The organism is Dickeya oryzae (assembly GCF_020406815.2).
In the GTDB taxonomy this organism is placed as follows: Bacteria; Pseudomonadota; Gammaproteobacteria; order Enterobacterales; family Enterobacteriaceae; genus Dickeya; species Dickeya oryzae.
In genome coordinates, this window is sequence record NZ_CP162670.1 from 3,906,764 (window position 1) to 3,919,652 (window position 12,889).

The following is a 12,889-nucleotide window of genomic DNA, read 5'->3' on the forward strand; positions in this document are numbered from 1 at the left end:
CTGTCGTCAACCCGTGACAGGCAAGATGAGAGAGACGAACACCGCACAGGTTCGCTTCGGTTAAGCATTCATCAAACGTCGGCTGCTCATCGCGGCCCCATCATCTGACGGGACCGATTACTCGTAATACTCAATTTTGGTCGTATGCGTCAGTGTGGTGACCGTTTGCGCCACGCCTTTGCCATTTGATACCAGCACCTGGCACACACGCGGGTTAAGATGCTGGTCATACTGGCATGTGGTACGGGTCACGCTAACCTGCTGGTTGTCTTCTGTCACGATAACCGTGGCATCCAGCCGTTTTTGCATCGGCGCATCGCTTTGCATCTCCACGCGGGTCACCTTGCCATTTTCCGGTGAAACAAACGTCATGCTGACCGGGAATCCCTCATCATCGTAGCGGTAACGCGCCAATGGCGTTGGTCGATCGCGATATACCACCTCGCTGATAGCCTGCTTATCGTCAGCACGGTAGCTCAGGCGACCATCTGAGGTTTTCGCCAACTGGCAGTGCTCCGTCAGTTGAAACAACGCTTGTCGATCGCTCTTTTCTAACAGTGTCTGCCCCGCTCGCACCAAATCCAGGTCAACGTTCATCGCCGGTTGATAGGTGCGTAACGTCACAAGGCACCCTTCGGCATCAAAGGTCCCATCCACATAGGCGGTCACTTTGCCTGCTTCGTCGGTCTGGGTTTGGGTAAAGTGCTTCACCTTCCCCCGTAGCGCATCAAAACCAAAAATATTGGAAAGCCCAGCCAACACCGGGTTCACCGACTCAGGCGTCGGTTTTCGATCACACCCTGCCAGTAATACCACCCCCACCAGCGCCATGGCGTGTAGTTTCATAGTCCTTACCCTGGATACCTTGCTAAGTCGCGCCAGTTTACGCCAATTCCAAAAGAGAGGATAAAGATAACGCGCCATCACTCCTGAGAAAGAATAAGCATAACGCCAGACAGAAGCACTCACGCCGTCGCCATCATGGGCGATGGCATCATGTAAACCGCCACAGTTTCCTGCTGGCGTCGTGACGACAGCAACACCTGACGTATCCCCAACGAGTGGAAACCACATTTGAGTAACACCCGGCCAGACGCCACGTTCTGCGGCAAATGGCAGCCGTAGATTTTCGCGATACCCAACTGACTAAACGCGAACTGGCATAACGCCCGACTGGCTTCGGTGCTCAATCCTCGTCGTCGGAAATCAGCGCTCAGCCAATAACCAATCTCCGGCTGGGCAGTATCCAGCGCCACCAGCGAAATAGAGCCGATCAGTTGCTGGTTTTGCGATAAACAAATGGCGTAGGCCACACCTTTACGCTGCTCCCAATTGCTGTGCAAATCGGTAATCCAGCTGGCGACCGTTTCACGTGGACAAGGATAGGGAATCAACATGGTCATGGCAGAAATATCAGGGGTGCTATTAAGCAAAGCGCAAACATCAGTGACATCTGACGCCTGTAATGGTCGCAACAGAAGATGTTCGGTAGTCAGGGTAGGTTGCCGCATCAGATTCTCCTCATCAGTCGCCTCCCGTCATCGTGTCTACGGGCGCGCTGTTAGGTGGCATCATAGCGGAGCAGAGTTCCAGCCGACGCGAATCTCGTCGGCTGACTATACCGTTGACTGCACCGCATTACCTGCCGCTGATGTCACTTGTCAGCAACGCTCAGGAATACAGGCTTTTAGCCGCCTGTTCACTCTCTTCGCGGGAATACCCGCCGTAAGTCATGGCAGTGATAAAGGAAGCGCGGTCTGTTTTAGGGTACACCTTTTCATGTAATAACAGTCGCCCCACCTCTTCCGGCGTCAGTTGCGGAAACTGTTCATGAATACCACCGACCACATCCCTGTTGGCATAGCCAAGCATACGGATGATAGCGGCAATCTCCAGTGGTGACGTTTCATCCTGATAGGTCGAATAAATCACATCGGCTATCAGTTTCGAGGTCAGCACATTGATCTTGGATACATCGCTATAACGGCTACCCAGCGATTGAACAATATGATTGATGGCATCCTCCGGTCCATAACCCCTTTCACGAATTCGGGTTAATACCGAAACCATTTTGTCTCTCAGATCGTTAAACATAGTGCTATTCCTTCGTCAAAGTCGATAATCAACCCGAAGCGCGCGAAGGCTATCCCTGAGGTATAAACAGATTTCCTTAATGGTCGCGTCTGGGATTTTCCTGCCTGTCTGCCGTTATCCCCCGCATCAGCAGGCCCGGTGCTTTATTTCAGCATAGGCGCAGATGCCTATCCTTCCACTGGCATTTCCTGCTTTGCGGGCAAACGCCGAATTTTTACACTGACCCAGTAACACGCGTCCTGGTCAGCACCTGTTATCCACCACTACACCCTAATTCTATTAACGATACATTAATATTGTTTTTTATCGCTGCGCTTATATTCCTGATAAGAATGCGACACCGGTAAAGTTGATGGTATGACCATCATTCACAAAACTGCACAAGCCCGTTTTTAGCTGGTATTATTTCCCCCCCTATGCTACTGCGCCTGCACGCCATACACATCTTGCAACAACCCAGTGCGCTATAATCGGTCAACAAAACCCGCTGAATGTTGATAATGGCCGTCTTTGTCTTGTCGGGCCATCCTTCAGCAAGGAGGTTTAATCATGATTACCACCGACGGTAATAACGCAGTCGCCTCAGTCGCCTGGCGCACCAATGAAGTTATCGCTATCTACCCTATTACCCCCAGTTCTACCATGGCCGAACAAGCCGCAGCCTGGTCGAGCGATGAACGTAAAAATATATGGGGAGATACACCGCGCGTCATCGAGATGCAATCCGAAGCGGGAGCTATCGCGACGGTGCATGGTGCATTGCAAACCGGTGCGTTATCCACGACCTTCACGTCGTCACAAGGGTTGCTGTTAATGATCCCAACGCTGTACAAGCTGGCCGGTCAGTTAACGCCATTTGTACTGCATGTCGCGGCTCGTACCGTGGCTACCCATGCGTTGTCGATTTTCTGCGACCATTCAGATGTGATGGCGGTACGCCAGACCGGTTGCGCCATGCTGTGCGCCAGTAATGTGCAGGAAGCACAGGACTTCGCGCTGATTGCTCAGGTAGCAAGCCTGAACAGCCGCCTGCCGTTTATCCATTTCTTCGACGGTTTTCGTACTTCGCACGAAATCAACAAAATAGAACCGCTCAGCGATGCCCAGTTACATAGTCTGCTACCGCAGGCGGCGATTGACGCACACCGTGAGCGTGCACTTACTCCTGAGCGTCCGGTGATTCGTGGCACCGCCTCAAACCCTGATACCTTTTTCCAGGCCCGTGAAGCCACCAACCCGTGGTACAACGCGGCATTCGGACACGTTGAACAGGCCATGAACGACTTCGCCCGCGAAACCGGTCGTCAATACCAGCCGTTCGAATACTACGGCCATCCGGATGCCACCCGCGTCATCGTAATGATGGGTTCTGGCGTCGGTACCTGCGAAGAAGTGATCGACACCCTGCTAACACGCGGCGAAAGAGTGGGGGTAGTGAAAGTGCGGCTGTACCGGCCGTTCTCTGCGCAACACCTGCTGGCAGTCATCCCGCAAAGCGCACAATCCATCGCGGTATTGGATCGCACCAAAGAACCCGGTGCGCTGGCTGAACCGCTGTATCTGGATGTGATGACCGCACTGGCCGAGGCGTTTTCACGAGGTGAGCGCCCACTTATGCCGAAGGTCATTGGCGGGCGTTATGGGTTATCGTCAAAAGAGTTCACCCCACAATGCGTTGAAGCGACGTATAAAGAGTTGGCGCTTACCAACCCCAGACCGCGTTTTACCGTGGGTATTTATGACGATATCACCCACCTGTCGTTGCCGCTGTCTGACCAACCGATGCCGACCCAGATGTCTCTGGAAGCGCTGTTCTACGGGCTTGGCAGCGATGGCACCGTTTCGGCTGCCAAGAACTCGATCAAAATCGTCGGCAATTCGACACCGCTGTTCGTTCAAGGCTATTTCGTTTACGACTCCAAAAAAGCCGGTAGCCTGACGGTATCGCACATGCGCGTCGGCCCGCACCCGATTCACTCCGCTTATCTGATTGAGCAAGCTGATTTCGTGGCCTGTCACCAGTGGCAATTCATCGACAAATACAGCATGGTGGATCGCCTCAAGCCAGGCGGTATCTTCCTTATCAATACGCCATACAGCGCTGACGATCTGTGGCATCGACTGCCGCAGGAAGTGCAGGCTGGTCTGAATCAGCGTCAGGCGCGGGTGTACTGCATCAATGCGGCGAAAATCGCACGTGAATGCCAGTTGGGCGCACGCATCAACACCGTGATGCAAATGGCGTTCTTCCATCTGACACAAATCCTGCCGGGCAGCGATGCACAAGATAAACTGCGCGCGGCTATCGCCAGCAGCTATGGCAACAAAGGCCAGGAACTGGTAGAGCGCAACTGGCGGGCACTGGACGCGACACTCGACGCACTGGAGGCCGTCGCACTTGAGCCTGTCAATCCCCAAAGCGCATGCCGCCCACCGGTCGTCTCCGACGCGGCACCTGATTTCGTCAAAACCGTTACCGCCGCGATGTTGGCCGGTCTGGGCGACAGCCTGCCGGTTTCCGCCCTGCCGCCGGATGGGACCTGGCCTGTCGGCACCACGCAGTGGGAAAAACGTAACATCGCCGAAGCCATCCCGCTGTGGAAGCCGGAGCTGTGCACCCAATGTAACCACTGCGTGGCCGCCTGCCCGCACTCCGCCATTCGCGCCAAAGTGGTGCCCGCCGAGGCGATGACCGATGCACCGGCGTCGTTACAGTCGCTGGACGTGAAAGCGCGTGACATGCGTGGTCAGAAGTATGTGTTACAAGTCGCGCCGGAAGACTGCACCGGCTGTAATCTGTGCGTGGAAGTCTGCCCAGCGAAAGATCGCCAAAATCCAGAAATCAAAGCCATCAACATGGAACCGCGTCTGGAACATGTGGCGACCGAGAAAACCCATTACGATTTCTTCCTCAAGCTGCCGGAAATTGACCGCAGCAAACTGGAACGCATCGATATTCGCACCTCGCAGTTGATCACTCCGCTGTTCGAGTATTCCGGAGCCTGCTCCGGTTGCGGCGAAACCCCGTACATCAAGTTGCTAACCCAGTTATATGGCGATCGACTGCTGGTTGCCAACGCGACCGGATGCTCCTCGATTTACGGCGGCAACCTGCCGACAACCCCCTGGACTACCGACGCCAACGGCCGTGGACCAGCCTGGGCCAACTCGCTGTTTGAAGACAACGCCGAATTCGGCCTGGGCTTCCGTCTGAGCGTCGACCAGCACCGTCAGCGTGCCTTGCGTCTGCTGGCTGAACTTAAGCCTCAACTGCCTGCTGAGCTGGTGGCCGACCTGCTGGAGGAATCGGTTGCTGCCGATGTACGACGCGAGCAGATTGCCCGCCTGCGTCAGTCGCTCAGCGCCATCGACAGCGCCGATGCCCGTCAGTTGGCCGCCGATGCCGATCATCTGGTGGACAAATCCATCTGGCTGATTGGCGGTGACGGTTGGGCTTACGATATCGGTTACGGCGGTCTTGACCACGTGATGAGTCTGTCGGAAAACGTCAACGTGCTGGTACTGGACACCCAGTGCTATTCCAACACCGGCGGTCAGCAATCTAAAGCCACCCCGCTCGGTGCCGTCACCAAGTTTGGTGAGCACGGCAAACGCAAAGCACGCAAAGACCTTGGCGTCACTGTCATGATGTACGGCCATGTCTATGTGGCGCAAATTTCACTGGGGGCTCAGTTGAACCAAACGGTGAAAGCGATTCAGGAAGCGGAAGCCTGGCCGGGCCCCTCCCTGATCATTGCCTACAGCCCTTGTGAAGAGCACGGCTACGACCTGGCGTTTAGCCACGACCAGATGCGTCAGTTGACCGCCACCGGCTTCTGGCCGTTGTACCGTTTCGATCCACGCCGTACGGCAGAAGGGAAACCAGCACTGGTGACGGATTCCCGTCCACCATCAGCCAGCCTGAGCGAAACCCTGCTCAATGAGCAACGTTTCCGTCGGCTCAATACACAACAACCGCAAGAAGCGGCACGGTTGTATGAAGAAGCCGAAGCTGACTTGCGCCGCCGCTATGACTTCCTGAGCTTGCTGGCAGGCAAAGCAGAGAAAAACGCGCAGGAATAGAAACGCGCTGGCACCTTCTGCTGTTCAACACCGGGAGTGAGAAATCACTCCCGGTGTTTTTCTAGCCAACCACGCCTGACGACACTTATTCGATTTTTTTGTTCGTATCCTTCACCCGTCGCCTTATTTCCTGCTCCAACACGCCAGTAGCCTGAAATATGAGTGGGATATAATGTAATGGATTGTACATCTGGTTTTCCTGCCGACCTTCTGCACATATAATGCGCATCCGGGCTTTATGATCCGGATAACAACAATTCCTTTGCCGCAATGGCTTTTAACACTCAACAAAGATATGAAAATGAGTATTCGCGCGATCCTGACGTTAGTTGTGGCGGCGGCTGCTTTCAGCCAGACAGCACTCGCCGTAGTTTATCCATTGCCAGCTCCGAATAGTCGGCTGGTAGGAGAAAACATCCAAGTTACGATTCCCAGCGGCAGTACCGATGCGCTGGAGCACTTTGCCGCCCAGTATCAGATGGGGCTGAGCAACCTGCTGGAAGCCAACCCAGGCATTGATGTCTATCTGCCGAAACCGGGCACGACCATGACGGTGCCGCAGCAACTGATTCTCCCCGACGCACCGCGCGAGGGCATCGTGATCAACAGTGCCGAAATGCGCCTGTATTATTACCCGAAAGGTTCCAAAACCGTGGTGGTCTTACCGATTGGTATCGGCCAGCTCGGCAAAGATACCCCGATCAACTGGGTGACGTCGGTACAACGTAAGAAAGAGCGTCCGACCTGGACACCGACTGCCGCCATGCATGCCGAATACGCGGCTCGCGGCGAATACCTGCCTCAGGTTTACCCGGCGGGTCCGGATAACCCGATGGGGCTGTATGCGCTGTACATCGGCAAGCTGTACGCTATCCACGGTACTAACGCCAACTTCGGTATTGGCCTGCGCGTTAGCCACGGTTGCGTCCGTCTGCGCGATAAAGACATCAAGTACCTGTTTGAACACGTTCCGGTCGGTACCCGCGTTCAGTTCATCAACGAACCGGTGAAAGCCACGGTGGAACCTGATGGTTCACGGTATGTTGAAGTACACAACCCACTGTCTCGTACCGAAGCTGAGTTCAACTCTGACACGCCAGCACCGCTGCAGCTGAGCCCGGTCGTCGCCAAAGTACTGTCTGACGCCAGCGTAAACGAAAGCGCGGTTGACCAGGCACTGCAGAACCGTTCTGGTATGCCGACGAAAGTGAACGGTGCCGATGACAACATCGCCCCGATCGCGCCTGCTGCTCCGGCAGCGCCGCAGGCTCCTGCTATCCAGCAGACCAATGCACCGGACAATGCACAACCAGCAGCACCTCAGGCTCAACCTGTCGTCACCGACGCTAATCAGGCTGCTGCGGCTGACAGCAGCAAATCCTGATTCCTACAGGTGAATGCTTTTCCCAGGGCAGCGTAAGCTGCCCTGTTTATTTTCAGTCCAACCGACGCTTCCTCACTACTCCTCCGTTTCGTCCGGCCCTATCCGTCATCGTGTGACGTTCGCCTCTGGTGTTCACTGCCTCACGCTTATCGCCTGATGCGTCTTATCCGTTTGCCGCCCGGCTATTTTGGCCTCACTGCGCAAAATCAATTGACTTATCATTAATTGATTTGTTAACTAATGACACTGTCATCTATTTAAACGGGAACTCATCATGCCACAGACCGAATCTTCAGCCCGCCGACATTTCGCCCTCCAACTGGGACAGACCACCCGTCTATGGCGCCGGGTCATTGACCGGGAATTACAGCCGTTCGGCTTAACCCAGGCCAGTTGGTTGCCCTTGCTGTTTATTGCCCGCGAAGAAACATCCACCCATCAAAAAGCACTGGCCGAATCATTGGGACTCGATGCCTCTGCGGTGGTGCGGATACTGGATAATCTACAAAAACAGGGACTTATTGAACGTCGGGAAGGCCATGACCGCCGTTTTCGCGAGATTCATCTCACCACACTCGGACAGGAACAAGTGAAAAAGGTGGAATCCATCGCCTGGCAGGTGCGCAACCAGGCGCTGGCCGGGGTATCAGAGCAGGATATCCAACAGGTCAGCCGGATTATCGATCAGGTTATTGCTAATCTTTCCCGCAACGAAAACAGTCACCCATGAACCATCACTTATCCAAACTGACGGGATTTCGCCGTCTTAGCCAGCGTCAGCGTACTTTTTTGCTGACAGGTGCCGCCCTGTTATTGCTGGCATTACTGATGCTGGCCTATTGGTTTCACCAGCGTTTTACACACATCAGCGAAACAGATGCCCGTGTCATGGGGGAAGTGATCTCGCTGGCCAGCCGCGAAGACGGTTGGGTGACAGCCCGCCCGGTCATCGATGGCGATGTCATCCACAAAGACCAGTTACTGGCACAAATAGACGATCGCGATGCCCGTCTGCGGCTGGCGGAGCAGGAAGGCAATCTGGCCGCGTCAGACGCGCAAATTGCCTACAGCCAGACCCAGCGCCAGGTCACCGACCTCACGACCCAGGCGGCGTTGGATCAAGCGCGTGCCAAGCTGGCATCCAATGACTCCGCCGTCAGTAACGCCGGTTATCAGCTCAGCCTGGCCCAGAACAATTTTCAGCGCGACGATCAATTACTGAAGAGTAACCTGACCGCCCGTAAAACCTGGGACGAATCCCACACCTTGCTGTTGCAACGCCAGAGTGAGCTGCGTGAAGCCGAAGCCCAACGTACAGCGCAACACGCTGATCTGAACAACGCCTTAGCGCAACGCAACACATTGCAGGTGCTCGACAGGCAGATAGAGATGCAGCGTCAACAACGTATTGCGTTGCAGGCGCAAGTCGATCAGATCAAACAGGAGATCGCCGACCGGGCGTTACGCTCCCCGGTAGACGGTGTCGTGGATCGTACCATTGTCAATGTGGGCAGTTACGCACAAACCGGTCAGTGGATCATGCTGGTACACGATCCGCGTAACCTGTGGGTCGAGGCCAATATCAAAGAAACGGCCATTGGCCGGGTACGAGTCGGCCAACGTGTCGATATTCAGGTCGATGCTTACCCGGACAAGCATTTCAGCGGCCATGTTATCCGGGTTGGCGATGCGGCCACCAACCAGTTTGCATTGCTGCCAAGCCCCAATCCTTCTGGCAATTTCACCAAAATTACCCAACGCGTCCCGGTGCGTATCGCGCTGGATTCCCAGGATAACGGCCTGAAACCGGGCCTGATGGCGGAAGTGAGCATCAATGTCGCCGATTGAAGCCCAGGCAGCCCGTTTTGGCCATCGCTACCGCTGGCTGGCGACAGTGACGATTATGCTGGGTACGATCGCCACCACCGCGACGGCAACCATCGTCAATGTCGCGATGCGTGACATCATGGGGGCATTCGGTATGGGTCAGGATCAGGCACAGTGGCTATCCACCGCCTTTCTGGCCTCAATGACCGCGACCATGTTGATCACCGCCTGGATGCTGGAGCGCTTTGGTTACCGTGCCACTTACGTCGGCTCACTGGCGGTGTTCATCGCAGGCAGCCTGTTAGGCACCTTCAGTCAGAGCAGTACTGAAGTGATCCTGGCTCGTGTTCTGCAGGGTAGCGCCAGCGGCGTGATCCAACCGCTGGCGATGATCATCATTTCGCAGGTTTTTCCGGTATCGGAACGTGGCAAAGCGATGGGGATTTACGGTGTCGGGGTGGTACTGGCACCGGCACTGGGGCCAGCCGCTGGCGGATTGATGGTCGACCAGCTCGACTGGCGTGCCGTCTTCATGGTGGTGGTGCCGTTCTGTCTGGCCGGAATCGCCGCGGCATGGGTGATCCTGCCCGCTAAAAGCACGCAGACGACGAGTACACCACGTCGTTTCGATACATTGGGGTTTATTCTACTGGTCATCGCGCTGACCTCACTGTTGGCCGGGTTATCCAACGGGCAGCGCGAAGGTTGGGACTCATTTTTCATTCTCTGCCTGCTCACCACCGCCGTGATAGCCACACTGGCCTTTATTATCCGTGAATTCACCACACCGTACCCGTTGCTCAGCCTTAGGGTATTCGCGAATCCGGCGTTTACCTCTGGCTGTGTTGTGGCATTCGCATTGGGGGCAGGTATCTACGGCTCGACGTATATCATCCCGCTGTTTGTACAAAGTATTCAGGGGTATACCCCGACCCGCTCCGGTCTGTTGCTGATGCCGGCCGGGCTGGCGCTCGGTATGGTTTTCCCACTGGCGGGCTCGCTCAGCGACAAGCTCAAGCCCCATCTGCTGGTGATTTCAGGCTTAGTGCTGTTTGGACTATCTTGCTGGTTATCCAGCGAGGCAGATACCGATACACCATTCTGGACCATGGCCTGGTGGATAGTCATTGGGCGTATCGGGCTTGGGGTCATGCTGCCTGCCATGAACGCTGGCGCGTTGCGGGCACTGCCCCCGGCGCAACTGGCGCAAGGCGCAGGCAGCCTCAATTTTATCCGCCAGCTAGGCGGTGCGATGGGGGTCAACCTGCTGTCGGTATTTATTGAACGACGCGCAACCTTCCACGGCCAGATGCTGGCGCAATCGCTCACACTGGATAATATCCGCAGCACCGATGCCATCCGCCAGCTCAGTTTGTTGTTTGGTCACGGTGGTAACCCGCTTGGCGACCCGCTCAGTACTCACATCAACCCAGGGATCATGACGTATCTGGAATCCATGCTAACGCCCAAAGCACAGATGTTTGCTTATCTGGACGGTTTTTTTATGGTGGCGTTGTTCTTTTTTCTGGCGATAGTCCCCGCCTGGTTTATCCGGCCTCGACCGGTACTGAACCCAACCTCGCAGGCAGAGACGGCAAAAGCCCGCTCATGACTCTGTGAACAGTCTTCAGAACACGTGATATGACAGTTGCCGCCCAGCCGAAAGATCGCTAAGGTTGGGCGGTTAATTTTTCCCTTTTCAGGACGCCAGCTATGTCCAGTAACAGTCTGTCCGGCAACGAAAAAAATCTGTCCAATACGGCGCTTCCCGCCACTGTTCAACAACCCCGCTACGACCGCCAGTCGTTGAAGCCCCGCATCGTACACATCGGCTTTGGTGCATTTCACCGTGCCCATCAGGCGCTGCTGACCGATCGGGTGCTCAACCGTCAGGGCGGCGACTGGGGGATTTGCGAAGTGGTGCTATTTAGCGATGATTCCCTGATTTCTGCCCTGCGTCGTCAGGATCACCGCTTTACCGTGCTTGAGAAAGCCGCTAACGGTAATCAGGCCATCGTGGTGGGCGCTGTCTGTAAGTCGCTACACGCCCGTGTCGAAGGGATTGCGACCATTCTGGAACAACTGGCAGACCCGGTCGTGGCGATCGTATCGCTGACTATCACCGAAAAAGGTTACTGTCGCGCAGGCAACAAAGGCGAGCTGGATCAGAATAACCCGTTGGTTCAGCAAGACCTGGCCACCCCACGTCAGCCGTCGTCAGTGCCGGGCTTACTGGCCGAAGCGCTGCGCCTGCGTCGTGAACGCGGTATTGCGCCCTTCTCGGTGCTATCCTGCGACAACGTACCGGAAAACGGTAAAGTGACCCGACAGGTTGTTATAGATGCCGCCCGTTTGCAGGATCCTTCGCTGGCGGACTGGATAGCACAACACGTGACCTTCCCTAACACCATGGTGGACCGCATCGTACCGGCTGCCACTCCGGAAACGCTGACCCAGATAGCCGATGTCATTGGAGTTGCCGATCCTTGCGGTATCGCCTGCGAGCCCTTCATCCAGTGGGTGGTGGAAGACAAGTTTGTTGCCGGTCGCCCCGAGTGGGAACTGGCGGGAGCACAGTTGGTTGATGACGTACTGCCGTTTGAAGAGATGAAACTGCGTATGCTCAACGGTAGCCACTCTTTCCTGGCCTACCTCGGTTATCTGGCTGGCTACGAGCATATCAATGATGGTATGGAAGACCCGCACTACCGGCTGGCGGTACGCCATTTGATGTTGCAGGAACAGGCACCGACCTTACAGGTTTCCGGCGTCGATCTGACCGCGTATGCCGACCAGTTGCTTGAGCGTTTTTCTAACCCGGCATTGAAACACCGCACCTGGCAGATTGCGATGGATGGTAGCCAGAAACTGCCACAACGTATGCTGGCCTCACTGCGCTGGCATCTGGCACATGGCAGCGACCACCGCGCGCTGACGCTTGGCGTGGCGGGTTGGATGCGTTATGTCGGTGGCGTTGACGATGCCGGCCAGGCGATCGATATCCGCGATCCACTGGTCACCACCTTGCAGCAGATTGTCAGCACAACCGCTGACAACGAAGCGCGCGTTCGCGGCCTGCTCGCCATCAATGCCTTGTTCGGCGATGATTTGCCCAACAACGCGCCGTGGGTAGCTGAGCTGACCAACGCCTACCTGTCGTTGCGTGATAACGGCGCGAAAGCAACCGTCGCCGCGCTATTCAGTCGCTAGTCACAGTCCGTCACCAGAGCCGTGCAGGGAGTGCGCGGCTTTACTTTTCAGGCAAACACTCCGGCAGAGATTCCAGCACATCGCCGGGCTGGCAGGCCAACGCTTCGCATATTTTCTGCAACGTCTCGAACCGGATGCTCTTCACCTTACCGGATTTCAGCAATGACAGATTTTGCTCTGTAATACCAATACGTCTCGCCAGCTCGCGGGACTTCATCTTTTTCTGTGCCAGCAGTACATCCAGCCTGATAACGATTGGCATAACCCGCCTTACCAACGATTCACCCATAA

Annotated in this window: 10 protein-coding genes; 6 read left to right on the forward strand and 4 right to left on the reverse strand. The window is 55.7% G+C overall.

Features of this window, described 5'->3' with window-relative positions; all coding sequences use genetic code 11:
- Window positions 1-117 precede the first annotated feature (117 nt).
- The 3 genes from LF929_RS17115 to LF929_RS17125 form a co-directional block, all read right to left on the reverse strand.
- Window positions 118-846 (reverse strand): YnfC family lipoprotein, encoded by a 729-nt coding sequence (locus LF929_RS17115; RefSeq protein WP_226093429.1) that lies wholly within the window; start codon window positions 844-846, stop codon window positions 118-120.
- 119 nt (window positions 847-965) lie between these two features.
- The gene (locus LF929_RS17120; RefSeq protein WP_226093428.1) at window positions 966-1,511 is read right to left on the reverse strand and encodes a GNAT family N-acetyltransferase; all 546 of its coding nucleotides are present in this window, start codon (window positions 1,509-1,511) and stop codon (window positions 966-968) included.
- Between the two features lie 160 nt (window positions 1,512-1,671).
- Window positions 1,672-2,094 (reverse strand): hypothetical protein, encoded by a 423-nt coding sequence (locus tag LF929_RS17125; RefSeq protein WP_210174859.1) that lies wholly within the window; start codon window positions 2,092-2,094, stop codon window positions 1,672-1,674.
- Window positions 2,095-2,643: 549 nt separating this feature from the next.
- Here LF929_RS17125 and nifJ point away from each other — a divergent pair.
- From nifJ to LF929_RS17155, 6 genes are all read left to right on the forward strand, one after another.
- Entirely contained in the window at window positions 2,644-6,177 is a 3,534-nt protein-coding gene (gene nifJ / locus LF929_RS17130; RefSeq protein ID WP_226093427.1) for a pyruvate:ferredoxin (flavodoxin) oxidoreductase, read from the forward strand.
- Between the two features lie 301 nt (window positions 6,178-6,478).
- Window positions 6,479-7,561 carry a L,D-transpeptidase family protein gene (locus tag LF929_RS17135; RefSeq protein ID WP_016943683.1) on the forward strand — a complete coding sequence of 361 codons (1,083 nt, stop codon included), beginning with the start codon at window positions 6,479-6,481 and terminating at the stop codon, window positions 7,559-7,561.
- Between the two features lie 274 nt (window positions 7,562-7,835).
- Entirely contained in the window at window positions 7,836-8,291 is a 456-nt protein-coding gene (locus tag LF929_RS17140; RefSeq protein ID WP_038907097.1) for a MarR family winged helix-turn-helix transcriptional regulator, read from the forward strand.
- Window positions 8,288-9,409, forward strand: coding sequence for an HlyD family secretion protein (locus LF929_RS17145; protein WP_038907096.1), 1,122 nt, complete (start codon window positions 8,288-8,290; stop codon window positions 9,407-9,409). The genes LF929_RS17140 and LF929_RS17145 overlap by 4 nt, the downstream gene beginning before the upstream one ends.
- Complete coding sequence (locus LF929_RS17150; protein WP_038907095.1) at window positions 9,396-11,000, forward strand: DHA2 family efflux MFS transporter permease subunit; 1,605 nt, start codon at window positions 9,396-9,398, stop codon at window positions 10,998-11,000. The genes LF929_RS17145 and LF929_RS17150 overlap by 14 nt, the downstream gene beginning before the upstream one ends.
- 101 nt (window positions 11,001-11,101) lie before the next feature.
- The gene (locus LF929_RS17155) at window positions 11,102-12,598 is read left to right on the forward strand and encodes a mannitol dehydrogenase family protein (RefSeq protein WP_226093426.1); all 1,497 of its coding nucleotides are present in this window, start codon (window positions 11,102-11,104) and stop codon (window positions 12,596-12,598) included.
- Window positions 12,599-12,638: 40 nt separating this feature from the next.
- On the opposite strand, the gene LF929_RS17160 is transcribed toward LF929_RS17155, so the two are convergent.
- A complete protein-coding gene (locus tag LF929_RS17160) occupies window positions 12,639-12,860 on the reverse strand; it encodes a helix-turn-helix transcriptional regulator (RefSeq protein ID WP_038903377.1) in 222 nt (73 codons plus the stop codon).
- Window positions 12,861-12,889: the final 29 nt, after the last annotated feature.

Bases quoted from the DNA above. Each gene is read 5' to 3' on its own strand.
- LF929_RS17120 (WP_226093428.1), bottom strand. From the start codon at position 1,511: ATGCGGCAACCTACCCTGACTACCGAACATCTTCTGTTGCGACCATTA.
- nifJ (WP_226093427.1), top strand. From the start codon at position 2,644: ATGATTACCACCGACGGTAATAACGCAGTCGCCTCAGTCGCCTGGCGC.
- LF929_RS17150 (WP_038907095.1), top strand. From the start codon at position 9,396: ATGTCGCCGATTGAAGCCCAGGCAGCCCGTTTTGGCCATCGCTACCGC.
- LF929_RS17140 (WP_038907097.1), top strand. From the start codon at position 7,836: ATGCCACAGACCGAATCTTCAGCCCGCCGACATTTCGCCCTCCAACTG.
- LF929_RS17145 (WP_038907096.1), top strand. From the start codon at position 8,288: ATGAACCATCACTTATCCAAACTGACGGGATTTCGCCGTCTTAGCCAG.
- LF929_RS17155 (WP_226093426.1), top strand. From the start codon at position 11,102: ATGTCCAGTAACAGTCTGTCCGGCAACGAAAAAAATCTGTCCAATACG.
- LF929_RS17135 (WP_016943683.1), top strand. From the start codon at position 6,479: ATGAGTATTCGCGCGATCCTGACGTTAGTTGTGGCGGCGGCTGCTTTC.
- LF929_RS17160 (WP_038903377.1), bottom strand. From the start codon at position 12,860: ATGCCAATCGTTATCAGGCTGGATGTACTGCTGGCACAGAAAAAGATG.
- LF929_RS17125 (WP_210174859.1), bottom strand. From the start codon at position 2,094: ATGTTTAACGATCTGAGAGACAAAATGGTTTCGGTATTAACCCGAATT.
- LF929_RS17115 (WP_226093429.1), bottom strand. From the start codon at position 846: ATGAAACTACACGCCATGGCGCTGGTGGGGGTGGTATTACTGGCAGGG.